23 protein-coding genes, 2 tRNA genes, 1 rRNA gene and 3 pseudogenes are annotated in these 25,589 nt (G+C 44.6%); 20 read left to right on the forward strand and 9 right to left on the reverse strand.

Annotated features, from left to right (window positions below):
- The 8 genes from rrf to tsaD all read left to right on the forward strand — a co-directional run.
- A 5S ribosomal RNA gene (gene rrf, locus ACWHAR_RS16970) occupies nt 1-110 on the forward strand; the annotation flags it as partial.
- Nucleotides 111-129: 19 nt separating this feature from the next.
- Nucleotides 130-206, forward strand: a tRNA-Met gene (locus ACWHAR_RS16975).
- A gap of 7 nt (nt 207-213) precedes the next feature.
- A tRNA-Asp gene (locus ACWHAR_RS16980) sits at nt 214-290 on the forward strand.
- A gap of 182 nt (nt 291-472) precedes the next feature.
- Nucleotides 473-1,450, forward strand: a complete 978-nt coding sequence (gene thiL, locus ACWHAR_RS16985; protein ID WP_032872599.1) for a thiamine-phosphate kinase — start codon at nt 473-475, stop codon at nt 1,448-1,450.
- Nucleotides 1,451-1,465: 15 nt separating this feature from the next.
- The gene (tsaE, locus tag ACWHAR_RS16990) at nt 1,466-1,942 is read left to right on the forward strand and encodes a tRNA (adenosine(37)-N6)-threonylcarbamoyltransferase complex ATPase subunit type 1 TsaE (RefSeq protein ID WP_007408853.1); all 477 of its coding nucleotides are present in this window, start codon (nt 1,466-1,468) and stop codon (nt 1,940-1,942) included.
- Nucleotides 1,923-2,612 carry a tRNA (adenosine(37)-N6)-threonylcarbamoyltransferase complex dimerization subunit type 1 TsaB gene (tsaB, locus tag ACWHAR_RS16995; RefSeq protein WP_007408854.1) on the forward strand — a complete coding sequence of 230 codons (690 nt, stop codon included), beginning with the start codon at nt 1,923-1,925 and terminating at the stop codon, nt 2,610-2,612. Before tsaE ends, tsaB begins: the two co-directional genes overlap by 20 nt.
- Before the next feature lie 10 nt (nt 2,613-2,622).
- Nucleotides 2,623-3,078 (forward strand): ribosomal protein S18-alanine N-acetyltransferase, encoded by a 456-nt coding sequence (gene rimI / locus ACWHAR_RS17000; protein ID WP_003155993.1) that lies wholly within the window; start codon nt 2,623-2,625, stop codon nt 3,076-3,078.
- Nucleotides 3,071-4,111, forward strand: coding sequence for a tRNA (adenosine(37)-N6)-threonylcarbamoyltransferase complex transferase subunit TsaD (gene tsaD / locus ACWHAR_RS17005; protein ID WP_020955419.1), 1,041 nt, complete (start codon nt 3,071-3,073; stop codon nt 4,109-4,111). The genes rimI and tsaD overlap by 8 nt, the downstream gene beginning before the upstream one ends.
- A gap of 222 nt (nt 4,112-4,333) precedes the next feature.
- Here the strand turns inward: tsaD and ACWHAR_RS17010 are convergent, their stop codons facing one another.
- Nucleotides 4,334-6,262: an ABC-F family ATP-binding cassette domain-containing protein gene (locus tag ACWHAR_RS17010; RefSeq protein WP_032872597.1), complete on the reverse strand. Its 1,929-nt coding sequence runs from the start codon at nt 6,260-6,262 to the stop codon at nt 4,334-4,336.
- Nucleotides 6,263-6,401: 139 nt separating this feature from the next.
- Here ACWHAR_RS17010 and moaC point away from each other — a divergent pair, with 139 nt between their 5' ends.
- Genes moaC through tatC form a run of 4 tightly spaced genes read left to right on the forward strand, consistent with a single transcriptional unit; the run spans nt 6,402 to nt 8,512 of the window.
- Nucleotides 6,402-6,914, forward strand: coding sequence for a cyclic pyranopterin monophosphate synthase MoaC (gene moaC / locus ACWHAR_RS17015; protein WP_032872595.1), 513 nt, complete (start codon nt 6,402-6,404; stop codon nt 6,912-6,914).
- Complete coding sequence (locus ACWHAR_RS17020; RefSeq protein WP_003155984.1) at nt 6,911-7,558, forward strand: redox-sensing transcriptional repressor Rex; 648 nt, start codon at nt 6,911-6,913, stop codon at nt 7,556-7,558. Before moaC ends, ACWHAR_RS17020 begins: the two co-directional genes overlap by 4 nt.
- An 18-nt stretch (nt 7,559-7,576) precedes the next feature.
- Nucleotides 7,577-7,747 (forward strand): twin-arginine translocase TatA/TatE family subunit, encoded by a 171-nt coding sequence (locus tag ACWHAR_RS17025; protein ID WP_003155981.1) that lies wholly within the window; start codon nt 7,577-7,579, stop codon nt 7,745-7,747.
- 6 nt (nt 7,748-7,753) lie between these two features.
- Nucleotides 7,754-8,512, forward strand: coding sequence for a twin-arginine translocase subunit TatC (tatC, locus tag ACWHAR_RS17030; RefSeq protein ID WP_007609791.1), 759 nt, complete (start codon nt 7,754-7,756; stop codon nt 8,510-8,512).
- Between the two features lie 37 nt (nt 8,513-8,549).
- Here the strand turns inward: tatC and ACWHAR_RS17035 are convergent, their stop codons facing one another.
- The gene (locus ACWHAR_RS17035; protein ID WP_003155975.1) at nt 8,550-8,741 is read right to left on the reverse strand and encodes a YdiK family protein; all 192 of its coding nucleotides are present in this window, start codon (nt 8,739-8,741) and stop codon (nt 8,550-8,552) included.
- Nucleotides 8,738-9,472 (reverse strand): CPBP family intramembrane glutamic endopeptidase, encoded by a 735-nt coding sequence (locus ACWHAR_RS17040; RefSeq protein WP_032872592.1) that lies wholly within the window; start codon nt 9,470-9,472, stop codon nt 8,738-8,740. The genes ACWHAR_RS17035 and ACWHAR_RS17040 overlap by 4 nt, the downstream gene beginning before the upstream one ends.
- A 236-nt stretch (nt 9,473-9,708) precedes the next feature.
- Between ACWHAR_RS17040 and groES the strand changes: the two genes are divergently transcribed.
- On the forward strand, nt 9,709-9,993 hold the full coding sequence (gene groES, locus ACWHAR_RS17045) for a co-chaperone GroES (protein WP_003155970.1): 285 nt from the start codon (nt 9,709-9,711) through the stop codon (nt 9,991-9,993).
- A 41-nt stretch (nt 9,994-10,034) separates the two neighbouring features.
- Complete coding sequence (gene groL, locus ACWHAR_RS17050) at nt 10,035-11,669, forward strand: chaperonin GroEL (RefSeq protein ID WP_003155941.1); 1,635 nt, start codon at nt 10,035-10,037, stop codon at nt 11,667-11,669.
- A gap of 104 nt (nt 11,670-11,773) precedes the next feature.
- On the opposite strand, the pseudogene ACWHAR_RS17055 reads toward groL, so the two are convergent.
- From ACWHAR_RS17055 to ACWHAR_RS17065, 3 genes and pseudogenes are all read right to left on the reverse strand, one after another.
- Nucleotides 11,774-11,972, reverse strand: a pseudogene (locus tag ACWHAR_RS17055) (tyrosine-type recombinase/integrase); the annotation flags it as partial.
- A gap of 177 nt (nt 11,973-12,149) precedes the next feature.
- Entirely contained in the window at nt 12,150-13,940 is a 1,791-nt protein-coding gene (locus ACWHAR_RS17060) for a helix-turn-helix transcriptional regulator (protein ID WP_032872588.1), read from the reverse strand.
- Between the two features lie 4 nt (nt 13,941-13,944).
- The gene (locus ACWHAR_RS17065) at nt 13,945-14,535 is read right to left on the reverse strand and encodes a sensor domain-containing protein (protein WP_032872586.1); all 591 of its coding nucleotides are present in this window, start codon (nt 14,533-14,535) and stop codon (nt 13,945-13,947) included.
- A 279-nt stretch (nt 14,536-14,814) separates the two neighbouring features.
- On the opposite strand from ACWHAR_RS17065, the gene ACWHAR_RS17070 reads away from it, so the two are divergent.
- On the forward strand, nt 14,815-16,842 hold the full coding sequence (locus tag ACWHAR_RS17070) for a serine hydrolase (protein ID WP_032872584.1): 2,028 nt from the start codon (nt 14,815-14,817) through the stop codon (nt 16,840-16,842).
- A 94-nt stretch (nt 16,843-16,936) separates the two neighbouring features.
- On the opposite strand, the pseudogene ACWHAR_RS17075 reads toward ACWHAR_RS17070, so the two are convergent.
- From ACWHAR_RS17075 to ACWHAR_RS17085, 3 genes and pseudogenes are all read right to left on the reverse strand, one after another.
- Nucleotides 16,937-17,014: pseudogene (locus tag ACWHAR_RS17075) on the reverse strand (recombinase family protein); the annotation flags it as partial.
- A gap of 465 nt (nt 17,015-17,479) precedes the next feature.
- Nucleotides 17,480-17,959 (reverse strand): annotated as a pseudogene (locus ACWHAR_RS17080) (LuxR C-terminal-related transcriptional regulator); the annotation flags it as partial.
- A complete protein-coding gene (locus ACWHAR_RS17085) occupies nt 17,934-20,435 on the reverse strand; it encodes a tetratricopeptide repeat protein (RefSeq protein ID WP_032872580.1) in 2,502 nt (833 codons plus the stop codon). The gene ACWHAR_RS17085 and the pseudogene ACWHAR_RS17080, both read right to left, overlap by 26 nt.
- 200 nt (nt 20,436-20,635) lie before the next feature.
- On the opposite strand from ACWHAR_RS17085, the gene gutB reads away from it, so the two are divergent.
- The 5 genes from gutB (at nt 20,636) to ACWHAR_RS17110 (ending at nt 25,562) form a co-directional block, all read left to right on the forward strand.
- A complete protein-coding gene (gene gutB / locus ACWHAR_RS17090) occupies nt 20,636-21,697 on the forward strand; it encodes a sorbitol dehydrogenase (protein WP_032872577.1) in 1,062 nt (353 codons plus the stop codon).
- A 73-nt stretch (nt 21,698-21,770) separates the two neighbouring features.
- A complete protein-coding gene (locus ACWHAR_RS17095) occupies nt 21,771-23,147 on the forward strand; it encodes an MFS transporter (protein WP_032872604.1) in 1,377 nt (458 codons plus the stop codon).
- Between the two features lie 101 nt (nt 23,148-23,248).
- Complete coding sequence (locus ACWHAR_RS17100; RefSeq protein WP_032872575.1) at nt 23,249-24,211, forward strand: carbohydrate kinase family protein; 963 nt, start codon at nt 23,249-23,251, stop codon at nt 24,209-24,211.
- 233 nt (nt 24,212-24,444) lie between these two features.
- Nucleotides 24,445-24,762, forward strand: a complete 318-nt coding sequence (locus tag ACWHAR_RS17105; RefSeq protein WP_032872573.1) for a YjdJ family protein — start codon at nt 24,445-24,447, stop codon at nt 24,760-24,762.
- Between the two features lie 113 nt (nt 24,763-24,875).
- On the forward strand, nt 24,876-25,562 hold the full coding sequence (locus ACWHAR_RS17110; protein WP_032872571.1) for a PspA/IM30 family protein: 687 nt from the start codon (nt 24,876-24,878) through the stop codon (nt 25,560-25,562).
- The last annotated feature ends 27 nt before the right edge of the window (nt 25,563-25,589 follow it).

Here is a 25,589-nt window from a genome sequence, read left to right on the forward strand (position 1 = left end):
GGCGATAGCGAAGAGGTCACACCCGTTCCCATGCCGAACACGGAAGTTAAGCTCTTCAGCGCCGATGGTAGTCGGGGGTTTCCCCCTGTGAGAGTAGGACGCCGCCAAGCTTTTCTAAAATTTTATCATCGCGGGGTGGAGCAGTTCGGTAGCTCGTCGGGCTCATAACCCGAAGGTCGCAGGTTCAAATCCTGCCCCCGCAACCAAAAAAATGGTCCGGTAGTTCAGTTGGTTAGAATGCCTGCCTGTCACGCAGGAGGTCGCGGGTTCGAGTCCCGTCCGGACCGCCATTTTTATTGTAAACGAAACGATCATGTTTTCGTTTTTTTTTGTGTTTTCTTTTAAATGCTGGCAGCTTGGTATCTAACCAAGCTTTCTTTATATCGTTAAAGTCTTGGATATTGAAACATAATCCGATACACTAGAAAGAGCTGTATTTCACAAGAGCGTCAGAAAGGGAGACGGGAGATATATGGATGAGTTTGATTTGATTCACAGTATTACGCCGCATTCGCATTATCATCCTTCCGTCGATGTAGGGATCGGTGATGACGGTGCGGTTTATACAGCGTCACCCCATATGCAGCAAATTGTCTGCCTTGATACAATGGTGGAGAATGTCCATTTTAAATTAGAGTATTCCTCTCCTCATGATATCGGTTATAAGGCGCTTGCTGTTAACATTAGTGACGTGGCGGCGATGGGAGGCATTCCGAAGTTTTATTTGGTGTCTCTAGCGGTTCCTTCTTGCTGGCAGAAAGCTCACGTCCAGGCAATGTATGAAGGAATGGCGGAACTGGCGAAACTATATCAAATGGATTTGATCGGGGGAGATACCGTCTCCGCTTCCGGTCAAGCTGTTATTACCGTTACTGTCATCGGAGAAGTTGAGAAGGATCGCGCTTGTCTGCGAAGCTCGGCAAGACCCGGAGATGTTGTGTTTGTTACGGGGGATATCGGCTCGTCCGCAGCAGGACTGTCTCTTTTATTGGGAGAGACACTCCCTTCTGCTTTTCATGCGACTGATTATTTTATCCGAAAACATAAACGGCCCGTTCCGAGAGTTCAGGTCGGCCGCTTCTGCTCTCAGCTTCAGCGTGCGGCGCTGAATGATATCAGTGACGGATTGGCCAGTGAGCTGCATGAAATAGCTGCGGCAAGTTCAGTTACGATAGAAATTGAAGAACAACTTCTGCCGGTGCATCCGGATTTGCCTGAGGCAGATTCTGAGTGGAAAAAATGGGTGTTATTCGGCGGTGAAGATTTTGAATTGGTTGGAACGGTTTCTCAGCAAGAGTGGATTTCTTTGCTTGATTACTGCACTCAATCAGGCATTCCGATTGCGAAGATAGGAGCGGTATCTGAACGGAAGGAAGCCTGTGTTCTTTTGACAGCCAATGATCAGAGACAAATCGTCCTTGAGAAAAAAGGATACAATCATTTTAAATAAGACGGGTGACTCACTTTGAAGACATTACAATGGAGAACGAAAAACCCCGAAGAAACGAAAGCCGTAGCCAAGCTTGCCGCTTCTTTGGCAAAGCCGGGAGACATTTTGACACTGGAAGGCGACTTAGGCGCGGGAAAAACGACTTTTACAAAGGGTTTTGCCGAAGGACTGGGAATCACGAGAGTGGTAAACAGCCCGACTTTTACAATTATAAAAGAATACCATGACGGTTCGCTTCCTCTATATCATATGGATGTGTATCGTATGGAGGATGAAAGCGAAGACTTAGGGCTTGAAGAATATTTTGAGGGACAAGGCGTCTGTTTAATTGAATGGGCTCATTTAATTCAGGATCAGCTGCCTGCTGAACGGCTGCAGATCGTCATCACAAGAGCCGGTGATGAGGCAAGGGACATTACCTTTACGGCTTGCGGAACACGGTATGAAACGCTTTGTGAGGAGATAAATAAACATGACAATACTGGCAATTGATACGTCAAATTACACGCTGGGTGCCGCGCTCGTTCGTGACAAAACGGTGATGGCGGAGTATATTACATATTTAAAAAAGAATCATTCCGTGCGGGCCATGCCTGCTGTCAATTCATTGCTGAAGGATTGCGGCCTAACACCGCAGGACCTTACAAAAATAGCGGTGGCGAAAGGACCGGGATCGTACACAGGTGTCAGAATCGGTGTGACGCTGGCAAAAACATTGGCATGGTCGCTGAAGCTTCCGGTTTCCGCTGTCTCGAGTCTGGAGGTGCTGGCGGCTAACGGACGGCACTTTCAAGGACTGATCTGCCCGTTATTTGATGCCCGGCGCGGACAGGTATATACGGGACTTTATGAATATCAGGATGGCCGATTACAATCCGTTCTTCCTGATCAGAATGTCCTTTTGACTGATTGGCTCGGCATGCTGAAAGAAAAAGCGTCTCCGGTTTTATTTTTAGGACACGATACAGCCATTCATGAAGAAACCATTTTGCATGAGCTGACATCTCAAGCAGTGATTGGAACGGCTGCACAGCATAATCCGCGGCCGTCAGAGCTGGCGTTTTTAGGCTTGGAAAAAGAAGAAGCGGATGTCCACAGCCTTGTTCCGGATTATTTGCGTCTGGCAGAGGCTGAAGCGAAATGGATGGAATCTCAAAAATAGGGTGATAGGGATGAAAACGAAAACGGCGATTCGAAGCATGCGTCCGGAAGATATTGATCAAATTTATGAAATTGAAACAGCATCCTTTACTTCTCCGTGGACGAAGGATTCATTTTATCATGAGCTTTTGGAAAATCCGTATGCCCACTACCTTGTCATTGAAAAGGACGGCTGTCTGGCGGGGTATTGCGGAATCTGGATTATTATAGATGACGCGCAGATTACGAATATAGCCATTAAGCCGGAATATCGGGGCCAATCATTGGGAGAAGCGCTGTTTCGCTCTGCGATAGAATTGTGCAGAGAAAAAAAGGCAAGAAGGCTCTCTCTCGAAGTCAGGGTCTCAAATCATCCCGCCCAATCCTTATATAAAAAATTCGGTCTTCAGGCCGGAGGAATCAGAAAACAATACTATACAGATAACGGGGAAGATGCGTTATTAATGTGGGTGACATTACATGAGTGAAAAACAAGATATTTATGTATTAGGAATCGAAACAAGCTGTGATGAAACAGCGGCCTCAGTCGTAAAAAACGGGAATGAAATTATTTCAAACGTTGTCGCTTCTCAAATTGAAAGCCATAAACGTTTCGGCGGGGTCGTGCCTGAAATAGCGTCCAGACATCATGTGGAGCAGATTACCCTTGTGATTGAAGAAGCTCTTTCAAAAGCGGAGATGGGCTTTGATGATCTTGATGCGATTGCCGTAACGGAAGGACCCGGACTTGTCGGAGCCCTGTTAATCGGAGTCAATGCGGCAAAGGCGTTAAGCTTTGCCCATCAAATACCGTTAGTCGGCGTCCATCACATCGCGGGCCATATTTATGCAAACAGGCTGATAGGAGAACTTCAATTTCCGGCGCTTGCTTTGGTTGTGTCAGGCGGACATACGGAATTGGTTTATATGAAAGAGCACGGTTCATTCGAGGTTATCGGTGAAACGCTGGATGATGCCGCAGGCGAAGCTTACGACAAAGTGGCAAGAACGATGGGGCTTCCTTATCCGGGAGGGCCGCAGATTGATAAGCTGGCTGCTGTGGGAACGGATTCCATTCCGCTTCCGCGTGCGTGGCTGGAAGAAGGGTCTTACAATTTCAGTTTCAGCGGCCTAAAGTCAGCTGTGATTAACACACTTCATAACGCCTCGCAAAAAAATGAGGTGATTCCTCCGGAGGATCTTGCCGCAAGCTTTCAGCAGAGTGTCATTGATGTACTGACGGCAAAAACCTCTAAGGCCGCGAAAGAATACGGGGTTAAACAAGTGCTGCTGGCAGGGGGCGTAGCCGCTAACAAAGGGCTGAGAGCCGCACTGCAGCAGGAATTCAGCCATTCGGGAGATCCCGAGCTTGTCATCCCGCCGCTTTCTTTATGCACGGACAATGCAGCGATGATTGCGGCTGCCGGAACCGTTGCTTTTGAAAAGGGGATTCGGGGCTCATATGATATGAACGGACAGCCCGGTTTGGAATTAACATCCTTTGATCGTCTCACGTTGTAAAACGTGAGGCTTTTTTTACTTATTAACAGACAATTCTAACATATCCACAGGATTGTGAATATATCCAGAAATCCAGGCTGGATAAGGGACTATAAGTTGTTAGTAAAGTGGATAAAGTCAGAAAATTTTGTGGATAGTGTGTATAAAACGCTTACTTACATGGCTGACAAGGAGGATAGCTGTGGATAAAAAAGCACCCCTTAAAGAGGTGCTTGACTTTTTCTATTCTTCTGAGGAGAGTTCCTCCCATTCTGCTAATAAGCTTTCGAGCTCTTGATTCAGAGCTTCATTCTCCGCGTGAATGGTCTGTACTTTTTCATGATCCTGATACACGTCAGGATCGCACAGCAGCTCCTCATTGGCGCTGATTTTCTCTTCGGCGGATGAGACGGCTGCTTCGATTTCTTCAATGCGTCTCAGGCGCTGCCGTTCTTTCTTCTTCCATTCTTTTTCTTCCTCGTAAGTTCTTTTCGTATCCTGTTTGACCTTGCCGGCAGGCTGAGCCTGCTCCTTTTCCTGCCGCTTCATTTCTTCCAGTTCCAGCTGCTGGGCTTTTTTCTCGGTGTAATAGTCATAGTCTCCCAAATATTCTTCTGCATGATCAGGTGACAGCTCCAGCACTCTTGTGGCGATCCTGTTAATAAAGTAGCGGTCATGCGATACAAATAACAGTGTTCCCGGGTAGTCGATCAGGGCGTTTTCCAGCACTTCTTTACTGTCCAGGTCAAGATGGTTTGTCGGTTCATCAAGGATGAGAAAGTTTGCTTTTTGAAGCATCAGCTTGGCAAGCGCGACTCTTGCTTTCTCCCCGCCGCTTAACGAGCGGACCGGTTTCAGGACATCGTCTCCGCTGAACAGGAAGTTGCCGAGGCATGTCCTGATCTCTTTTTCCGGCATGTCCGGATATTCATCCCACAGCTCGTCCAGCACGCGTTTGGACGAGGTCAGTTCAGCCTGCTCCTGATCATAATATCCGATTGTGACATTGGAACCGTACGTGATCGATCCGGATTCCGGACTGATTGTATTCATAATGGTTTTCAGCAAGGTTGATTTGCCGATTCCGTTCGGTCCGACGAGGGCGGCGCTTTCGCCTCTTGTGATGCCGAAGGTCAGGTTTTTCAAGAGCGGAGGCTGGCCGTCATAGCTGATGGAAACATCCTGTACGCGCAGGACGTTGTTTCCGCTCTGTTTTGTAATGTCAAAACGGAAGGCGGCTGATTTTTCATCCCCGAGCGGCTTTGCCATGACGTCCATCCGTTCAAGCTGTTTTCGTCTGCTTTGGGCTCTTTTCGTTGTAGAAGCTCTGGCCAGATTGCGGTCGACAAAATCTTGAAGCTTGGCGATTTCGTCCTGCTGTTTTTCATACAGCTTCAGGTCTTTCTCATACTGCTCAGCTTTTTGTTCTAAATAGGCGCTGTAGTTGCCGAGGTATTTTTTGCTTTCTGTCCGTGAGACCTCGTACACTTGGCTGACGACTTTATCAAGAAAGTATCGGTCGTGGGAAACGATCAGGATTGCGCCTGAATATCCCTGTAAATAATGCTCAAGCCATGTAAGCGTGTCGATGTCGAGATGGTTCGTCGGTTCATCCAGAACAAGCAGATCAGGCTGGGTCAGCAGCAGCTTTCCGAGCGCAAGCCTTGTTTTCTGACCGCCGCTCAGGCTTTGCACTTTCACGGAATCGTCAAATTTTCCGAAGCCGAGGCCGTGAAGGATAGATCGGACGTCCGCTTCATATTGATAGCCGCCTTTATCCTTGAAATCCTGCTGAAGCCTGTCATAGGTTTTCATCAGCGTCTCAAGCTCCGCGGGGGCGGCTGTGGCCATCTTTTCTTCAATAGAGCGCATCTCTTTTTCCATTGCTTTCAGGAAATCAAAAACGCTCAGCAGTTCTTCTTTTATGGTAAGCTGGGATTCCAAGCCTGTGTGCTGGGCAAGATATCCCATCGTTAATTCTTTCGGTTTGATTAATTCACCCTTTTCATATGAAAGGTGACCTGCGATAATTTTAAGGAGAGTTGATTTGCCGGCTCCGTTTCTGCCTACTATGGCGATGCGATCCCGAGATCTGACTTCGAGCTTTATATTGTTTAAAATAGGATCAGCGCCAAAAGATTTGGATAGCTGATTAATTTGTAAGATCATCATATTATTTCACCTCTGTTATAATAAGTTAAGTGTAGCTTATCAACCTGCTGTCAGCAAACAATACATCAGAATTGGAACATTATAGGATAAGACATCAGGGAGAAAATAGTGTATGATCAGAAGTAAGGAGAGTTTAAATATGAATGGATTTTCTCATTTTAATGAAGAAGGCCATGCCCGCATGGTGGATATAAGCGATAAATCTTCAACAGTCCGTACTGCCGCTGCGATATCCAGCGTACACATGAAGCATGACGTGTACAGCAGAATCAAAAACCGCGAGATCGGAAAAGGAGACGTGCTGGCTGTCGCACAGGTGGCAGGAATTATGGCCGCAAAGCAGACGTCAGCGATTATCCCGATGTGCCACCCGCTTTCTTTAAGCAGCGTTGACATTTCATTCGGCTGGGAGGAAAAGAATTCCGAAGCCGTTCTTCATATACAGGCAAGCGTAAAAACGAAAGGGAGTACAGGTGTGGAAATGGAAGCGCTAACTTCCGCTTCAGTCTGCGCTTTGACCGTTTATGACATGTGCAAGGCGCTGGATAAAGGAATGGTCATCGGCCCGACCTGCCTCTTGGAAAAAACAGGAGGGAAAAACGGTGATTTTAAAAGAGATGCATCTGAGTATAAAGTGGAGGACCAATCATGAACAAGGATCAATCAAAAATTCCACAGGCGACGGCAAAACGGCTGCCGCTTTATTATCGCTTTTTAAAGAATTTACACGCGTCAGGAAAGCAGCGCGTTTCATCAGCTGAACTGAGCGACGCGGTAAAAGTCGATTCGGCCACGATCCGCCGGGATTTTTCCTATTTCGGGGCGCTCGGCAAAAAAGGATACGGCTATAATGTGGATTACCTGCTGTCATTTTTCAGAAAAACACTGGATCAGGATGAAACGACGAACGTCATTTTGATCGGTGTCGGGAATTTAGGGACGGCGTTTCTTCACTATAATTTCACAAAAAATAATAACACAAAAATATCTATGGCTTTTGATGTGAATCAGAGTAAAATAGGAACTGAGGTAGGCGGTGTGCCTGTCTTTGATCTTAATGATTTAGAGCTTCACATTAAGGATGAACCCGTGGCGATTCTTACCGTTCCGGCGGTTGCCGCCCAGTCAATCACCGACCGGCTCGTGTCGCTCGGAATCAAGGGAATCCTTAACTTTACGCCGGCCCGTTTGAATGTGCCGGATCACATTCGAATTCATCATATAGATTTAGCTGTAGAGCTTCAATCATTGGTTTATTTCTTAAAGCATTATTCTGTTTTGGAAGAAATTGAATAGCGAAAGGAGGAGCTGCACATGATTGGTCCTGGAAGCCTGGCGGTTATCGGTGTGGTGGCGGTGATTATTTTCGGTCCGAAGAAGCTTCCCGAATTAGGAAAAGCGGCGGGGGACACGCTTCGTGAATTTAAGAACGCTACTAAGGGATTAGCCGGTGAAGAAGAGGAAAAAAAGAAAGAAGAACAGTAAGATAGGATGACGCGTATGAGAGTGAATCAAATGACGCTTGTGGAGCATATTGCCGAACTTCGGAAACGATTGCTGATTGTGGCGTTATCCTTTACGGTTTTCTTTATTGCCGGCTTTTTTCTGGCAAAACCTATCATTGTGTATCTTCAAAAAGCCGATGAAGTAAAAGAGCTCACCCTTAATGCTTTTAACCTGACGGATCCGCTGTTTATCTTTTTGCAGTTCGCGTTTATCATCGGCATCATTTTGACTTCGCCGATTATTCTCTATCAGATTTGGGCGTTTGTCAGCCCGGGTCTGTATGAGAAGGAGCGCAAAGTAACACTCAGCTATATTCCGATTTCGATCGTGCTGTTTGTCGGCGGTGTGTCGTTTTCTTATTATATTTTATTTCCGCTGGTCGTTGATTTTATGAAGCGGGTCTCGAATGACCTCGATGTCAACCAGGTGATTGGGATCACTGAGTACTTTCATTTTCTGCTGCAGCTGACGATTCCGTTCGGACTGCTGTTTCAGATGCCGGTGCTGATCATGTTTTTAACGAGACTCGGTGTTATCACGCCTAGGTTTTTATCGAAGATCAGGAAGTACGCATATTTTGTGCTGCTTGTGATCGCCGCGATGATTGCGCCGCCTGAGCTGCTGTCTCACTTGATGATTACCATTCCGCTTTGCATTTTATACGAGATCAGTATCCTGATTTCAAAAGCGGCGTATCGGAAAAGGCAGACCGGCAGTGAATCTGACCAGGACGTATCAGCATAAAAAAGCCATTTCTCAATGATGAGAAATGGCTTTTCTTTTATTTTTGATTTTTTTTCACTTTAAATGAGAAGGCGAACATTTTAAACGAGATGCTGATATTATAAGCGGCGAAAACCATCAGCAGTATGGAATAAAAAGACCACATGCTTCCCGGAGAGCTTGCGGCCAAATACGTAAAGATACAGCCGACTGCGAAATAAATCAAGCCCCAAGTCATTGGGTTCCTCATACAAACAATCCTCCAATAATTAATTGCATTTGCTCACTATGCTGTTCAATATATTTTTGGGCGGGGCCGAGCTGCATGACCACGACAATGGTATTCATCATGACATGGGCGAATATCGGCACAATAATCCGTTTCGTCTGCACATACAAGAACGCAAAGGTAAAGCCCATGGCCGTATACAGCAGCAGGTGCGTGAGGTCTTGATGCACAATGCCGAAAATGACGGAACTGATCAGTCCGGCGATAAAGAAATTCGTTTTTTCACATAATACACCGAAGATGATCTTCCGGAAAATGATTTCTTCAAGAATCGGCCCGACGATTGAAGAAACGATAATCATGAGCGGCATGGCTTTAATAATGTTGAGAATGGCTTTCGTGTTTTCAGAACCGCTGCCCACATGAAAGACATACTGCTCAATCATCCCGGCGATTCCCTGAGAAAATAAAGCGAGCCATATTCCCGCGACCGCCCAGAGAACTGACATGCCGGCGGATGCTTTCTTCCCGTTTCTTAATGTCTGCTTCGGCACGGTTCTCAAAATCAAGAGAACGATAATCAGGCAGATAAAAAAGCTTACGACGGAATAAATCCCCTGAGCCATGGTGAGATTCTCATTCGTAGGGTGCCCGCCCGCATAGCCGAATTTGTACATTAAAGGAATGCCGATCAATGCGGAAAGCTGCATGATAACATATGTCAAAATGATATACCAATACTGTTTTCTCAAATGATATGTACTCCTTTATCCTATAAAATCAACTTATTTGTTCTTATTGTAACACAAGTGAACTTGACGTGAAAAAAGGAGAAAATCAGTGCGAGAGAGAAACATGTAAGCGTGAAAATTTTTTATTCTTATGACTTGAAATTGGAAGTGAGATTCTTTATTATAATAACTGTGTTAGCACTCTTTAGAGCTGAGTGCTAAAATTACATATTCATACTATTGAGGAGGTTATTACATTGTTAAAGCCATTAGGTGATCGCGTTGTCATTGAACTCGTAGAATCTGAAGAAAAAACTGCCAGCGGAATCGTATTACCGGATTCTGCAAAAGAAAAGCCGCAAGAAGGCAAAATCGTGGCAGCCGGTTCAGGTCGCGTGTTGGAAAGCGGAGAGCGCGTTGCTTTAGAAGTAAAAGAGGGCGACCGCATTATCTTCTCAAAATACGCTGGTACTGAAGTGAAATACGAAGGTACTGAATACTTAATCTTACGTGAAAGCGACATTTTAGCTGTAATCGGCTAAGCAAATAAATATTTTTAAAAATTCGAGGAGGTTTCGTTAACATGGCAAAAGATATTAAGTTTAGTGAAGAAGCACGCCGCGCTATGCTTCGCGGTGTCGATGCGCTTGCTGACGCTGTAAAAGTAACTTTAGGGCCAAAAGGACGCAACGTGGTTCTGGAGAAAAAATTCGGTTCTCCGTTAATTACAAATGACGGTGTGACAATCGCAAAAGAAATTGAACTTGAAGATGCGTTTGAAAACATGGGTGCGAAGCTTGTAGCTGAAGTAGCCAGCAAAACAAACGACGTTGCCGGTGACGGTACGACGACTGCGACTGTACTTGCGCAGGCTATGATCCGCGAAGGCCTTAAAAACGTAACTGCGGGGGCTAACCCTGTCGGCGTGCGTAAAGGTATGGAACAAGCTGTAACCGTTGCAATCGAAAACTTAAAAGAAATTTCTAAGCCGATCGAAGGCAAAGAGTCTATCGCTCAGGTTGCTGCGATCTCTGCTGCTGATGAGGAAGTCGGAAGCCTTATCGCTGAAGCAATGGAGCGCGTAGGAAACGACGGCGTCATCACAATCGAAGAGTCTAAAGGTTTCACAACTGAGCTTGAAGTTGTTGAAGGTATGCAATTCGACCGCGGATATGCGTCTCCTTACATGGTGACTGACTCTGATAAGATGGAAGCGGTTCTTGACAATCCTTACATCTTAATCACAGACAAAAAAATCACAAACATTCAAGAAATCCTTCCTGTGCTTGAGCAAGTTGTACAGCAAGGCAAACCATTGCTTCTGATCGCTGAAGATGTTGAAGGGGAAGCTCTTGCTACACTCGTTGTCAACAAACTTCGCGGCACATTCAACGCTGTTGCCGTTAAAGCTCCTGGCTTCGGTGACCGCCGTAAAGCAATGCTTGAAGACATCTCTGTTCTTACAGGCGGAGAAGTGATCACAGAAGACTTAGGCCTTGACCTGAAATCTACTGAAATCGGACAATTGGGACGCGCTTCTAAAGTTGTGGTAACGAAAGAAAACACAACAATCGTAGAAGGCGCCGGCGACACTGAAAAAATTGCTGCACGCGTCAACCAAATCCGCGCTCAAGTGGAAGAAACAACTTCTGAATTCGACAGAGAAAAATTACAAGAGCGTCTTGCGAAACTTGCCGGCGGCGTAGCTGTCATCAAAGTCGGCGCTGCGACTGAAACTGAGCTGAAAGAGCGTAAACTTCGCATCGAAGACGCCCTCAACTCAACTCGCGCAGCTGTTGAAGAAGGCATCGTATCCGGCGGTGGTACAGCGCTTGTCAACGTATACAACAAAGTCGCTGCAGTGGAAGCTGAAGGCGATGCGCAAACAGGTATCAACATTGTGCTTCGCGCGCTTGAAGAGCCGATCCGTCAAATCGCGCACAATGCAGGCCTTGAAGGATCTGTCATCGTTGAGCGCCTGAAAAACGAAAAAATCGGCGTAGGCTTCAACGCTGCAACCGGCGAATGGGTAAACATGATCGAAAAAGGTATCGTTGACCCGACAAAAGTTACACGTTCTGCTCTGCAAAACGCAGCTTCTGTAGCAGCAATGCTCTTAACAACTGAAGCCGTTGTCGCTGACAAACCGGAAGAAAACGCCGGCGGCGCAGGAATGCCTGACATGGGCGGCATGGGCGGTATGGGCGGAATGATGTAATCATCGCCTAGAACCCTTGATATATAGGGGTTTGGAAGGTGGAGATTAGTGAAATGCTAACTTTTTGCTAACTTTCAGTTTTTGAAACAAATTTACTTCACCAATTAGAGAAGACCTTTCGTAAGTTCACTGAACTTATGGGAGGTCTTTTCTTCGATATTTTTTGTCATATGAGCGTAAATATTCATCGTCGTGTTGATGTCTGAATGCCCTAATCTTTCTTGAATCTCCTTTACGCCTGCACCAGCTTCAATGAGAAGGGGATGTATGAGTATGTCTAAAGCTATGGGGTGTAATATGCTTGTCTTTATATCTTTATATGATTCATTGAAAATTAAACATGAATTACTTAAAAACTTATAACAAAAACAAAACATTATTTATAGAAGCTGTAAAATCGCCTATAACACATATTTTTGACATGTGGTCCCCTGAAACCTTGAACGTTCACACACCCCTAGCAGATGAAAGTAATCCCTCTTATGAAAGTAATCCTGTATCTCTTGCCTTTTGCACGGCTTCTTCTCGATTTTTGACTCCCAATTTATCATAGAGAGTGGAAGCGTAATTTCTTACAGTGCCGTTTGATAAGTAAAGTTCCGAAGCAATTGTTTTATAACGAATTCCTTGAGACAAAAGATTCAAAACCTCTAGTTCGCGTTTCGTTAAGCCATACTCTTTTCCATCTAACTTCAATCCGGCTGGCTCTGCCTCATCATTTCCATCCCACATTCTATGGAACAAATCTTGGTCAATCATAGTGGCTCCCCGATAGACGAGGCGAATCGATTCAGCTAGTTCACGTGACTCTATGGATTTTAGCAGATAGCCGTCAGCGCCGCTTCGTATGATTTCCTTCGCCCTTTCTATATCCTGAAACGTTGACAGGATGAGGACACGAATGTCAGGCCACTTCCCCTTGATTATTTTGGTGGTACGAATCCCATCCTGATTGGGCATCTCCAAATCCATTAATACCAAATCTGGATTCAGCCTTCCACACAATTCTACAGCTTGCTCTCCATCTTCAGCCATGCCCACTACCTGCAAGTCCTTCTGTTCATCCAAGATTGTATAGAGACTTTCTCGAATAAACGAATGATCATCGACGATACACAAGCGGATTCGTTCATTGGATAATTGTTCCAACCTAGGTAACGCACATGAGATGAGCGTCCCCTCGCCTTTTTCGGAGTATATAGTGACTCTACCTTGTAATTGTGCCGTACGTTCTTTCATCGCAGTTAACCCGAAGCCATCTTTCCATTCCTCCACTCCGCAGCCATTATCTTGCACATCCAATCTCGTCTGTTGCGGCTCAAAATGCAGTGACACAATGATTTCGGTGGATTGTCCGTGTCGCACAGCATTAGTCAGTGCTTCCTGCAAGCTCCGATACAGTGTCATTTTCACTTGTTTGGGGACCGTGTACTCTTCCCCTATTATTCGAGTGCGTACATTTACTTTTGCATGTTTCTGAAACTCTTCCGCTAATTGTTTCAAGGTAACAATTAGCGGAAGTGCTTCCTGTTGTGAATCCATTTGATGTAAATACGTTCTCACTTCTGCCATACTGTTACGGGCCAATTTCAATAATGAGTCAAGCTTTTGTTCCCCATCTTTTGTCTTTAATTCCGTACGTAATGTTTCCATCCCCATAATGATTGAGGTATAGGAATGTCCCATCGTATCGTGCAAATCTTTTGAGAGTCTATCACGCTCCTCTAGCAAAGTAATTCGTTCAATCTGGGATAAATACTGTTCCAATACACGCTTCTGGTTACGAATAATTTCATTGTTACGGTAATTAACAACGAGTAAGCGAAAGGAAAATCCCATTGCAAAAGCCAGACCCATTTGTAGGATAATCACCCATACATCTATTTCACGGGAAAATATTGCAATGAGAAACGGAAACAAAACAATTGTGATAGAACCCGACCAACGGTATGATTTATGGGCACTATTTGCCGCGATCATGAAAGTCGGCATTAAAAAAGCAAGATAAGCCGCTGGAAATAATAAGATTAAGTAGAAGCAAACTCCACCAAACAAAATTATCTCAGTAAACAGATAATAGCGATAACTGAACATTAAACAAATCCAAGGTACTGAAAATGAGGCTACTTCCCAAAGAATGATGATCCAAAGTGGCACAGTCAAATGGTCTTGATGTTGGATAGTAGTTAACATCATTGAGAGCCAGATGACAAAACGTATACAAAGTAATACCCAGTCATACCAAAACCATTGTTTCAAAATCCCAAACAAATTATCACCCCTTAATAGCTTTGAACATGGAAATCGTGTACTTTCCAATCATTTGAACTAAACTGTTTCCAATACAAGTACGTATCCAGGAGAGAATACCCCCAGCGATCATGACACATATAGATTCCTTCCATGAATTCACAGTTATTCCTAATAAATATACATCAAGATATTGAAAAAGTAACGGTGTAACGATAAATACAAGCGGAGCTACATACAATATAACGGCACATAAGAGGCTAATTACCCCAATAAGAAACTTCTGCATGAGCCAAAAAATAGCCCTCCAATTGTTACTATTAAGAATTGCTTCTTTCGCTTCAATCCATTTATCCCCTCCACTTTTTGTCCTTGGTAGGATTGGCTCTATCGATATATCCGTATAAACCTTCGTCTGAATACGTTCATACTGGACAAACGTGTGAGTTGTCCGCAACACACTCGCTAACAAGGGAATACCTACGAAGATAACTGTCATCACGAGTGCAAATGTAATGCTGGCCAAATAGAAGCAAAAGTAAAACAATCCAGATCCGAAGGTAAACAAAAAAAAGTAGAAATCTTGCAAACTTTTTTGAGCTGCTTCTTTCGACATTAGAGTTTCTCCTCCTTTTTCTTTACTAATACGTTATGAGCCGCTCTTCGATTCTAACTTTTCGCCTGTCACATACGGTAGTGTCAAAGTGTCATGATTTATAGGTCATGACTATAAAACTATCCGTACTACGCTCTATTTTTTATGTCATGCATGAAGATGACGAAAGGTCACTAGCTACTATGACTTTCCGATTGCTACACTCGGTTTATACACTGACGAGCTGACTACTCGTTGTGCTGACAAGAAAATTTCAGTCAAACAAAGGAGAGTCCGAAAATGAAAAAAGCAATCAATACACTCAGTCTCGCAATTCTTCTCACTTCTACTAGCATGATTTCTGCATGTTCCCCACAATCATCAGAAGTTGGAGAATCAAAACCATCGACATCCACGCCCGATGTCCAAATGACGAAAGCTCCCAATAATGCAAAAGAAATAGAATCTTTTGCTGATCCGTTATTTGAGGAAAAAATGAAGGAGTACAATGTAAACGGTTCAAGTTTTGTCGTCGTCCATGATGGAAAGGTCGTCATCAATAAAGGGTACGGTTATGCAGATAAAGAAAAGAAGATTCCCGTCAATAAGGAAACGGTCTTCCAAATTGCTTCAGTCTCGAAAACTTTTACTGCCTTGGCCGTGATGCAACAAGTCGATAAAGGAAAGCTTAAACTAGATCAAGATGTACAACAATATCTCGGTGGATTGAAAATACCCAATAAAACAGGAAAACCCCTCACCCTGTTTGATATGCTGACCTATACCAGCGGCGTGGATTTTCCCGATATCACTACAATAACCGGACCAGAATACGTTAATCAAGATATCCCGATGAAGGAGTTTTTCTCTAAACATATGCCGACGGTGGTACGGCCGCCCGGTGAAGCTTATACGTATGACAACTTCGCATTTGCACTCGCAGGATATGCAGTGGAGAATGTTACGGGCTCATCTTTCTCACGATATATGGAAAAGAATATTTTCAAACCATTAGGCATGAAGTCTACAAGTGTACGTTTTACGCCTGATCTTCTCAAGAGAATGGCTACACATTACGGTCCCACTGGCGATCCTATTCCAACAAGTGGGCATGGTCTAACAGATGCACCACAAGGAAGCATTTTGTCCACTGGAGAAGACATGTCAAAGTACATGATTATGCAGCTACAGAATGGAAAGTTTGGAGGTAAAGAAATCGTAAGTAAAAGAAGCATGGATATGATGCATGACTACCAAGTTTTCGCAGATAAGACGATTCCTGTTGCAACAATTGGATTTGAAACGCCTTTTAATGAATTTGCTAACGGTCAACACGTTGTAATAAAAGGGGGAAGCATGCCGGGACATCAATCAATGCTGATTTTAGTGCCTGAACAAAAAACAGCATTCTTCATGTCTTACAATAATGATTCAATGATGAGTATAGACATATATGAAACTCTCATGGATCACTATTTCCCTGCTAAGAAGAATGAAGTAAAAACAAGTTATCTCCCGTTAGAGGAAAAAGAAGCTCATAAATACTTGGGCTTATTCCAAAATACGCGTTTCGCTGCAATTCGCACTCATTTTACTTATGAAAATGGGAATTTGGTCATGGAGGGTGGAACAACTGGAAAACAAGTTCTCAAAATGATTCATCCGTTGTTATTTGAAGATTCGAAAGGCAACAAAGTTGCTTTCAAAAAGAATTCAGCTGGAGAAATCGCATATTTTCACTACAACTCTCCTAAAAGCCTTGATTTTGTAGCAGATGCCCAGAGAATTAACAACAAACCACCTTTTGATGACGTTCCACAAAAGAGTAACTATAGAAGTCACATTGATAATCTTCATGCTCTAAATATTATGGGTGCTAAAACAGGTAATCTATTCAATCCGATGGACATCATGACACAAGGAGAGTTTGCGGATACGTTGTTACTTGCTTATGGATGGAACGGTTTTCCAGACGACTCCAAGGAGGCAAGGGAAAAAATTATGAAAGGAATTCCAGGGTATGACCGTGCTACTCCGATTACCCGACAGGTCGCAGCAACCATGATTCAAAACTTAAAGCAAATTCATGACATGAAACCGATTCAGCCTGACAAAGCTATTAAAGTAAAATTGCTTGATGCTGCGGATGACTGGGGGGTCCAAGCCATTCAAGCACTTGCCTCACAAGGAATCGTAGACCCTGATACTACCATCCACGCCGACGGATCCTTTACCTTCCGTCCGAAGGATCTGTTACTACGTCAAGAAGCGAGTGCCTTACTCGATTTGGCTTTTGGTTATCATGCTTTGCCTATTAAGCAGAAGTAAGGATTCATCCAAACATGAATCATAGCAAATATTTAAGGGGAGTACCATCATTCTTACAATAGGAGGAAAAATAGCATTTCCTATAGGAGAGATGCTACTTTTCTTCTAACATTTCCATAAACATAACAGCTGTTATTTCTCCATTCCTCCATTTTGAATGAGTTTCTTCTATGTTTAATCAATTCAGAAAGACTTAGTATATGATTATGGAAAAAACGCATGCTAAGCCCTCCAAATTAACTGGAGGGCTTTTTGTAGCTTTGAAATAAAGTCACGATGTTTATAAAAAAGATGCGATATCAATACTTGATTTTGGACTTCCGTAATGAACTATCGGGGCAGGATAGCATTCCTGTAGTTAATCTATTAAACATTCTGACTAAGATACATATAAAAAGGGTTTAATAAGAAACGTGTTAAAAATAAAAAAACATATAAGGAGCTTATAAATTTAACTAGTGTGTTGATCCAAGAAGGACTAATGCACTTTTTTTGTTGAAAAACAGTTTAAATTTCTATAATGGTTCAAACTACTATTATGTGACTTTAGCTTGTTAAGGTTGATAAACGATTTGATTATTATGGGGAAGAAGCATTTGAAAAAAACAAGAGAAATATCGAAAAAGTTCTCCTGCTCCTACACAATATTCTCCGTTCGCGCCATTTTTATTGCTTCTTCACGGTTGTTGACGTCGAGCTTCGAGCAGTAATTGCGGACCGTTTCCTCCGATAAAAATAGCTTTGCGGCGATTGACTTGTAGCGCAGGCCGTTTGACAGATGCTCCAGAATCTCCATTTCTCGTTTCGTAAGCCCGTACGGGTAGCTGTCCTTACTTGAGCCGATCTTCTCCAACTGCTCGCGTTGACGCTTTATCTCTTCGAAAACTCGCGTAGCGACCGATTGGTCGATCCAGGTTCCACCGTTATAAATAAGTTTCAAGGCTTCCTTCATCTCCCGCGGATGAATCGACTTCAGCATGTAGCCTTCCGCCCCGTTCTCCAATGCAGTTGACGCCTGCAAGGTATCCTCAAACGTTGTCATGAGCACAATCTTCATATCAGGCCATCGTTGTTTCATCTCAAGTAAAGCCTCAAGCCCGTCCATTTCCTTCAAGCGCCTTACCCAATTGTTCCACCTCTCCTCGAATCCCAATCGCAGGCTCCCACGAATCAATCAAAAGAATTGCCTTCTGATTAAATTCCATCGCTTTCGTATGCTCGCCTTTACGGAACAGCAGGAGTGCCATCCCGTAATAATAATAAATCAACTCAACCTGATTCGCGTTATGTTTGTCATAAAGCATCTGCTCAAAAGCTTCTTCCGCTTTCTCAAACAGATCACACTTCACGTAAGCTATACCCAAATTGAAATAGGCTTCTATCGTTTTTTCGCCCCCATACATGGAGCTGATCTCATTTGCCGCTTCGTATAATTGAATGGCTTCTTCATTATGACCTTTCACAAAGCTCAGATCTCCGCGAACCAATAGAACTCTGTGCTGAATCGCAGGGGAAATCGGTTGATCTTTGATATCGATTAAAATCACTTCTGCTTTTTCATGACTTCCGGCTTTTAAAAACAGCCTCGATTGCAGTGCGAGTCCCCATACCTTTAGATCGTGAACGTCTTGCTCTTCAGTGTCTGATTGTTCCAGAATCTTCAGTCCGTCTTCAATTTGTTGAAGTGCCCCGTCTAAATCATTGACTTCCATGAGTGCCCAGCCTGCTGTGTCGATTCGGAAGAACGCTTCTAGCGTGTGTTTGCCTAATTGATGGGCGGCGTCGGCGGCTTTACGGCCGTATTCGATTCGTAAGGGCAGGTTGATTCTGCTTAGAAAATGGCTGATGCGGGTGATGAGTTTGATCAGGATGTCATGTTGTCCGGTTTCGCTCGACCATTCGATGACCTTTAGGATGTTCGGCCATTCCTTTTTCATTAGCTCTAAATTCCGTCCCAGCAGATAGCTCCAATAGATGGAATTCGGCTGTTCCCGTTTTATATGGGTTTCCGCATAATCCATATAATAATGCGCCCAGCGGCATCGGGCTTCTTTTGCAAAATCATGATTTTCGGATAAGTGCTGTTCTCCGTAAGCGACAACGGTTTGATGGGCTGCGTATTGAATTCTTCCTTCGCTTCGTTCCGGCTGTATTAAAGCAAATGACCTCATTTGCTCAATCGCGTAATGAAAACGGCGGGCGTCTAATCCGGCCGCTTGAGCCAAGCTTTTTTCGTCAGGGGGCTTAGAGAAAAAGCAAAGCGTCTGCCATAGTTTTCGTGTGTCTTCATGACATCTGTCCCATGTGCGGCCAAAGAGAACCTCAAACAATTCCAATAATGAGTAACCCGCTTGTTTAAGCTCTTGTATGAGCTGGGGAGCGGGGATGTCGTCGTCTGACATGTATGCAATGCTCAGTGCCATGGCCTTCGGGTTGCCGGCAGCTGCCGAGACGAATTCATTCTTAAGGTTAGGTGATAGCTGCAACAGCTGCTCCAGCTTTTCCCGTTTATGCGGGAGGTTGCATGTTTGCAGACAGCGGTGCACTTCTTGATGGAAAAATTCAAGGGCATCCGTTTGTTCAAGGCCGCTCAGCTGGATGGCCGCCAGTTCCCCGAGGCCGTCCCGGTATGTCTGTTTTACGTTTTCCCGTGCCGTAAGGAGGACTTTTACGCCTTGCGGAAGGCCGATGATAAATTCGTGAATGTCACGTTCCGCTGTATCAATGCTGTCAACGATCAGCAATACCGGTGTTTCATTTGAATGAGCGGCTAATGCATTGCGGACGACGAACCGTTTTTCGTTGATTGATTTGTCGATTTGTTCGGTGCGTCCGAGCTGATAGGCGATCGTGTTTAAAAAATCGCTGAAGCTCAATCCTTTCCAGTCAGCGCTGATCCAGATGATGCTGTTGAATGCCGGCCAATCTGGTGAATCGCCGGCACAAAGGTAGGCTGCTTCAAGAGCGATCGTTGTTTTTCCCATGCCGGCCCAGCCTGTGATTAAACAGACCGGTGACGGAGACAGCATCCATTGTCGGATCGCTTCCATATCAAAGCCGCGTCCGATAAAGTTCCCCGTCCGGCGTGATGGTAGGTTATGCGTGACGGACTTTCTTGTAAGCGCATTCGTTTCGTGGCTTTGTCTGTCATGAAACAGCCGCTTTACTGCTTTTTCAACATCTTCATCACTCGGCGCTCCGAATGATCCGTCTTTCCGGAGTATTTTTGCTTTTTTTAGACAAGACGCCGTCCAAACGGGCAATGCGGGTTTGATGACGGGAATGGTGGTGGTTTCCAGAAGGCCGGTCAGCCATTCAGGATCCATGTCAGTCTTTTCTATAATAATCCAGATCATCCCGAACAGCTTTCCGTCGTCAATTCGTCCGGGAATGTAGTTTGCGCCCATCTGTCCGATCCAGCTTTTGATCGTGTTAGAGGAAACGCCTATTCGGAGTGCGATTTGCTCTATATAAGACTGTCTGGATTTTACGTTCTTTGTCCTTTTAATTTTGAAATCAGGATGATGTTTCAGCGATTTGACGGCAGGTGCCAGCAGTTCTGCAAATTGTGTCCGGTTTTCAAGTTCAGCCATTAGCCTGCACCTCCTATTAGTACTATTTTATCAATTCAGTGTTTTTTGTATATGAAAAAATAAAAAGTACAGTGCGGCTGTCCTTTTATACAGCAGGAAAGGCTGTTGTACGTCTTGAAAAGCAGATAAAATAGGGGCAGTAATAGAGAAAACAAAAATGTATGCACTTACATTTCAAAGCAGAGAAAGGATTTTGCCAAATGACTCACACAGTGCCTCAAAACATGAAAGCGGCGGTTATGCACAACACGAGAGAAATCAAAATCGAAACATTGCCCGTGCCTGAGATCAATCATGATGAAGTATTGATAAAGGTGATGGCTGTCGGAATTTGCGGATCTGATCTGCATTACTATACAAATGGCAGAATAGGCAATTATGTAGTGGAAAAACCATTTATCCTCGGTCATGAATGCGCGGGGGAAATTGCCGCCGTCGGATCGTCTGTCGATCAATTCAAGGTGGGAGACCGTGTCGCCGTCGAACCCGGTGTCACATGCGGACGCTGTGAGGCGTGCAAGGAGGGGCGTTATAATCTTTGCCCGGATGTACAGTTTTTGGCGACACCGCCGGTTGACGGCGCGTTTGTCCAATATATCAAAATGCGTCAGGACTTTGTTTTCTCGATTCCGGATTCACTATCCTATGAAGATGCGGCTTTGATCGAACCGTTTTCTGTCGGCATTCATGCGGCCGCGAGAACAAAGCTTCAGCCCGGATCAACAATTGCGATTATGGGAATGGGGCCTGTAGGATTAATGGCTGTTGCGGCAGCGAAAGCATACGGGGCAGGCACAATCATTGTGACCGACTTGGAGCCGCTGCGGTTAGATGCCGCGAAAAAAATGGGCGCGACGCATGTCATTAATGTCCGGGAACAGGATGCCGGTGAAGAAATCACAACGATCACGAATGGCAGAGGCGTTGATGCTGCCTGGGAAACAGCGGGGAATCCGGCGGCATTGCAATCCGCACTGGCTTCCGTGCGCCGGGGCGGAAAACTGGCGATTGTCGGTTTGCCTTCTCAGAATGAGATTCCGCTCAATGTGCCGTTTATTGCAGATAACGAGATTGATATATACGGAATCTTCCGTTATGCGAATACGTATCCGAATGGAATTGAATTTCTCGCTTCCGGCATAGTGGACACGAAGCACCTTATAACGGACCAATATCCGCTGGAGCAGACGCAAGAGGCGATGGAACGGGCCTTTCAATACAAAAATGAATGCTTAAAAGTGATGGTGTATCCAAATCGCTGAGTGAACGGGGAGGATCTTTGCATTCTCCCTCTTGCTTATCAAAAATGAAAACGGATTCTTGGGGTGGGAAATGATGATTGAAACAGAAAAAGCAGCGGCAGTAAAGACGAAATATCGCGGCCTGTCCTGGATGGAACGGATCGGCTACGGATTCGGCGATATGTCGTACAATATTATCTTTCAGTTTGTAAACGCATACTTATTATTCTACTATACAGACGTCGGCGGCATTAAGCCTGCGGTCATTGCAGCTTTGTTTCTTATCGTAAGGGTGCTGGACGCTATTTTTGACCCGATTATGGGCGCGATTTTAGACAAGACGAATACAAGATGGGGAAAGGCAAGGCCGTATCTTTTGTGGGTGGCGTTTCCTTTTGCGCTATTTACGTTCTTATGCTTCACGACCCCCCATTTCGGCGAGACGGGGAACATGGTTTATGCGTATATCACTTATATTCTGCTTGGGATGTCCTTCAGCATGCAGACGATTCCGGTCAACAGCTTAACGGGGCGGATGACGAATTCCGTGGAGGAACGGACGGTTCTGACGACGACCCGGATGATTTTGGTTTATATCGGAATTCTGTTATCGATTTCCTGTGCGACACCGCTTGCGGACGCCATCGGCGGGAAAGATCAGGCGTTTGGATTCCAAATGACGGCGCTTATCTATGCGGCGGTGAGCATCGCATTGAATCTGTTCAGTTTCTTTACTGTGCGGGAACGGATTCAGCCTGAAAAAAGAAAAAAACAAGGAATGAAAAAGACGTTGTCTGTTTTGTTCCGAAACAAGCCTTTGCTCATTTTGGTTTCTGCATTTTTGGCGTTTGCGATTGGGTTTAACATTAAGCTCAGCACGATGGTGTACTATTTTACGTATAACGTCAGCCATAAGGAATTTGTGTTTTTAGGAACCGTGTTGTTTTTCGGCGCAGCGCTGATCAGCAATCTGTTTATTCCTTTCTTTTCTGAGAAGCGGGGCCGGAAGCAGGTTATGATCATCACGGCGGCGCTATCGCTGATTTCTTATGCGGGCCTTCAGTTTACATCGTATTCTTCGCTGCCGCTTATTTTCTTTTGGCTTTTCGTTTCGGGATTTTTTACGACGCCTTTAAATACGCTTGCTTGGGGAATGGTTGCCGATTGTGTCGATTATGCGGAATGGAAAACCGGAGTCCGGGCTGATGGCGTGGTGATTTCGAGCATGAGTTTCATCAATAAGCTCGGAGTTGCGTTAGCCGGGTCATTTTCGGCCGTTTATCTCGGAATCGCCGGATATGCCGCGAATACCGATCAGACGGTCTCGTCATTGAATGCGATTAAAAATATGAATGCGCTCATTCCGGGATTGTTCATTCTGCTGTCTATTATTCTTATTTCTTTTTATCCTTTAACTGAAAAAAAATATCAGCAGATGATGTCTGATCTGGAGCAAAGGGCTGCCAGATAAGTATACGTAAAATTTAAAATATTCTATGTAAACGGTTGTATTTATGACAGAAAGCACTATACTGAAACTATAATCGAGAATTGATAAATGAGTGTGATAATGTGGGAAGCCAATCTGTTATTTGTATTGGAGAATTGTTAATTGATTTCTTTTGTACCGATGTGGATGTTGATTTGACGGAAGGGCGCAATTTCTTAAAAAGTGCCGGCGGCGCACCGGCGAATGTGTCGGCAGCGATTGCTAAGCTGGGCGGAGACGCGGCTTTCAGCGGAAAAACAGGCAAAGATCCGTTCGGGTATTTTCTGAAGCAGACATTGGACGCCGTACATGTCGATACCTCTATGCTCGTCATAGATGAGAAAGCGTCTACAACGCTTGCGTTTGTTTCATTAAAACAAAACGGGGAGCGCGACTTTGTGTTTAACAGAGGAGCGGACGCTTTGTTTACGCTGGATGATATTGATCTGGAAAAGGTAAACGATGCCAAAATCCTTCATTTCGGATCAGCGACGGCATTGTTATCTGATCCGTTTTGCTCAGCCTATTTACGGCTGATGTCGATTGCGAAAGACAATGGACAGTTTATTTCCTTCGATCCTAACTACCGTGAGGATTTATGGAAAGGAAGAGTTTCAGAGTTTATAAACACCGCAAAAAAAGCCGTTGCCGTAAGTGATTTTGTGAAAGTCAGTGACGAAGAGCTTGAGATCATCAGCGGTGCGAAGGATCATAAAGAAGGTGTTGCGGTTCTTCATGAGCTCGGGGCCGATATTGTGGCGGTGACACTCGGGAAAAGCGGGACCCTTCTTTCAAATGGGAAGGATATTGACATCATTCCGAGCATTCCGGTGACATCAATAGACTCAACGGGAGCGGGAGATGCGTTTGTCGGCGCGGCGCTGTATCAGCTGGCACGCACCGATGAGATTCAGACAGCAGCCGAAGATTTTGCGAAGCTGCGTGATATTGTCTCATTTGCCAATAAGGTGGGGGCGCTCGTGTGCACCAAAATCGGTGCGATCGATGCTTTGCCGAGTTTAAAAGAGGTTGAAGTATCACTGTAAAATATCGAGGATGCTTCTTGAAAGTCATCGGACTTCGGGAAGCATCCTCTTTTATTTAGGTCTGAAACCCTTTTCGATATACGGTATACTTTAGAAAGGCATCCAGTAAATTGAACCGCTGTGAAGTACATACAATAACTTTTTTATCAGTTCTGAGTAAAACCAAGTTTCTGCTGCTGCCGTCATGTATAGTGTGACGGCCTGTGATATTGAACCGCGGAGGAATGTTTTTCATGAAACATGTTTTTCTTATTGTGCAATGCGCGTTTTCTGTTTTTTGTTTTCTTTGTCTCGCCGCTGTCAATTGGTATCAGGGGAGTGAGCTTGTTTCTGATTCGTTTGATTGGAATTATACGGCTAAATTCTCAAAGCTTTTGAATGGGACGGATACGATTACAAGTCCGGAACAGATTTCGCAGCTGGATTTCTTTGTGTATGCGGCGAAGCATTATCCGTTAGTGAGCGGGTTGATGATCGGGCTTTTTATTTATTTTTTGTTCTCACTGTATCTGGTCGTGAAAAATTTCCGCCGGTACAAATGGGTTGAATGAGACTATTTTCATATAAAATACATAAATTCATGAGAAAATGAAACTTTTTTTGAAAAAAACAGTATATATAACTATGAACTTGTTACTATTTAATTTTGGGAGGAAAATGAAAAATGAGTATTTTAGGAAGATTTAAAGACATCATGTCAAGCAATATCAATGCGCTGCTGGATAAAGCTGAAAACCCTGAAAAAATGGTTGATCAATATTTGCGGAATCTGAACAATGATTTAGGAAAAGTGAAAGCGGAGACGGCTTCTGTCATGGCTGAGGAACAGCGGGCGAAAAGAGCGTTAACAGAATGCCAGGCTGATGCCAAAAAGATGGAAAGTTATGCGATGAAAGCGTTGCAGGCCGGCAATGAAGCCGATGCGCGGACATTTTTGGAAAGGAAAGCGGCTGTTGAATCAAGACTGACTGAGCTGCAGACGGCTTATCAGCTCGCTTCTTCCAACGCGTCTCAAATGCGCAAAATGCATGACAAGCTTGTCGCTGATATCGGAGAGCTTGAGTCGCGCCGAAATGCCATCAAAGCGAAGTGGTCTGTGGCAAAGACGCAGGAGAGAATGAACAAATTGGGGTCCTCTGTGTCAAATGCGGGCCAATCGATGACAGCTTTCGGCAGAATGGAAGACAAGGTCAACCAAGCGCTTGATCATGCCAATGCGATGGCTGAGCTGAACGCGTCTCCGAAAGACGATATTGACGATCTGACGGCTAAATATGACAGCAATCAAAGCAGTGTCGATGATGAATTGGCGGCGCTCAAGCAGAAAATGCTTTTCAGTAAAGATCAATAGACAGCGGGCTGCAGTTTTGTCCGATAT

This window comes from Bacillus sp. LR--39, assembly GCF_053613335.1.

Coding starts and splice junctions, on each gene's coding strand:
- tatC (WP_007609791.1), top strand. CDS start 7,754: ATGACGCGTATGAGAGTGAATCAAATGACGCTTGTGGAGCATATTGCC.
- ACWHAR_RS17020 (WP_003155984.1), top strand. CDS start 6,911: ATGAACAAGGATCAATCAAAAATTCCACAGGCGACGGCAAAACGGCTG.
- ACWHAR_RS17025 (WP_003155981.1), top strand. CDS start 7,577: ATGATTGGTCCTGGAAGCCTGGCGGTTATCGGTGTGGTGGCGGTGATT.
- thiL (WP_032872599.1), top strand. CDS start 473: ATGGATGAGTTTGATTTGATTCACAGTATTACGCCGCATTCGCATTAT.
- ACWHAR_RS17095 (WP_032872604.1), top strand. CDS start 21,771: ATGATTGAAACAGAAAAAGCAGCGGCAGTAAAGACGAAATATCGCGGC.
- ACWHAR_RS17035 (WP_003155975.1), bottom strand. CDS start 8,741: ATGAGGAACCCAATGACTTGGGGCTTGATTTATTTCGCAGTCGGCTGT.
- groL (WP_003155941.1), top strand. CDS start 10,035: ATGGCAAAAGATATTAAGTTTAGTGAAGAAGCACGCCGCGCTATGCTT.
- gutB (WP_032872577.1), top strand. CDS start 20,636: ATGACTCACACAGTGCCTCAAAACATGAAAGCGGCGGTTATGCACAAC.
- tsaB (WP_007408854.1), top strand. CDS start 1,923: ATGACAATACTGGCAATTGATACGTCAAATTACACGCTGGGTGCCGCG.
- ACWHAR_RS17065 (WP_032872586.1), bottom strand. CDS start 14,535: ATGTCGAAAGAAGCAGCTCAAAAAAGTTTGCAAGATTTCTACTTTTTT.
- ACWHAR_RS17085 (WP_032872580.1), bottom strand. CDS start 20,435: ATGGCTGAACTTGAAAACCGGACACAATTTGCAGAACTGCTGGCACCT.
- tsaD (WP_020955419.1), top strand. CDS start 3,071: ATGAGTGAAAAACAAGATATTTATGTATTAGGAATCGAAACAAGCTGT.
- ACWHAR_RS17010 (WP_032872597.1), bottom strand. CDS start 6,262: ATGATGATCTTACAAATTAATCAGCTATCCAAATCTTTTGGCGCTGAT.
- ACWHAR_RS17110 (WP_032872571.1), top strand. CDS start 24,876: ATGAGTATTTTAGGAAGATTTAAAGACATCATGTCAAGCAATATCAAT.
- ACWHAR_RS17105 (WP_032872573.1), top strand. CDS start 24,445: ATGAAACATGTTTTTCTTATTGTGCAATGCGCGTTTTCTGTTTTTTGT.
- moaC (WP_032872595.1), top strand. CDS start 6,402: ATGAATGGATTTTCTCATTTTAATGAAGAAGGCCATGCCCGCATGGTG.
- ACWHAR_RS17070 (WP_032872584.1), top strand. CDS start 14,815: ATGAAAAAAGCAATCAATACACTCAGTCTCGCAATTCTTCTCACTTCT.
- rimI (WP_003155993.1), top strand. CDS start 2,623: ATGAAAACGAAAACGGCGATTCGAAGCATGCGTCCGGAAGATATTGAT.